The following is a 1,342-nucleotide window of genomic DNA, read 5'->3' on the forward strand; positions in this document are numbered from 1 at the left end:
CGGTGAGCCAGACCTCCCACCACGCGCCCGGAAAAGGCGGCCGATGCGAGCCGTGCGACCGCGTCGAGCACGCCGTCGATGCCGGGGAGCGGCGCGCCCTCGCCATCCTGACTGACTGCCGCAACCGCCACGCCTGCCTCGCCACGCGCATTTTGCGCCGCCACAAGCTTAGCGCACGCCCGCGTGCCGTGCACCGCAATCTGACGGGCCGGACGGGCTCCGCGCGGCCTTTTTCGCGCCGCGGCCGTCCCGCCGTCGACGTGAGTGCCAAACAAAAGGACGCGGCCCCTGCGGCCGCGCCCTTCTGTCTTCTCCCCCAAGCCGGCACCGCCGGCCTGGGTCCTGAACATTCCGGTCGGAATGGACGTCCTCAGAAGTCCATTCCGCCACCCAAGCCGGCACCGCCGGCTTGGGTCCTGAACATTCCGGTCGGAATGGACTTCCTCAGAAGTCCATTCCACCCATGCCGCCCATGCCGCCGCCCGGCATCGCGGGCATGCCCGAATCCCGCTTCGGCAGTTCGGCGATGAGCGCCTCGGTGGTGACGAGGAGGCCGGACACGGAGGCCGCGTCCTGGAGCGCGGTGCGGACCACCTTGGCCGGGTCGACGATGCCGGCCGCGATCATGTCCACATATTCCTCGGTCTGGGCGTTGAAGCCCTGGTTCGGGTCCTTCGCCTCCAGCAGCTTGCCGACGACGATGGAGCCTTCCACGCCCGAGTTCTCGGCGATCTGGCGCATGGGCGCCTCCAGCGCCTTGAGCACGATCTTGATGCCGGCGGCGATGTCGGCGTTCTCGGAATTCACCGCCTCGACCGCCTTCTTGGCGCGCAGCAGGGCCACGCCGCCGCCGGGCACGATGCCCTCTTCCACCGCAGCGCGGGTGGCGTTGAGCGCGTCGTCCACGCGGTCCTTCTTCTCCTTCACCTCGACCTCGGTCGAGCCGCCGACGCGGATCACCGCGACGCCGCCCGCGAGCTTGGCGAGGCGCTCCTGGAGCTTCTCGCGGTCGTAGTCCGAGGTGGTCTCCTCGATCTGCGCCTTGATCTGGTTCACGCGCGCCTCGATGTCCGCCTTCTCGCCGACGCCGTCGACGATGGTGGTCTTCTCCTTCTCGAGGATCACCTTCTTGGCGCGGCCGAGCTGGGCCAGCGTCACGTTCTCGAGCTTGATGCCGAGGTCCTCGGAAATCACCTGGCCGCCGGTGAGGATGGCGATGTCCTCCAGCATGGCCTTGCGGCGGTCGCCGAAGCCCGGCGCCTTCACGGCCGCGACCTTGAGGCCGCCGCGCAGCTTGTTCACCACCAGCGTGGCGAGCGCCTCGCCTTCCACGTCCTCGGCG

General features: G+C 69.4%; 1 protein-coding gene. It reads right to left on the reverse strand.

What is annotated here, in order from left to right; genetic code table 11:
- Positions 1-444: 444 nt before the first annotated feature.
- Positions 445-1,342 (reverse strand): chaperonin GroEL (gene groEL, locus AC2W7M_RS25580; RefSeq protein WP_486135915.1); only part of this gene is annotated, 898 nt, incomplete at its 5' end.

The organism is Xanthobacter sp. BG11Y11_SDJG, assembly GCF_057364445.1.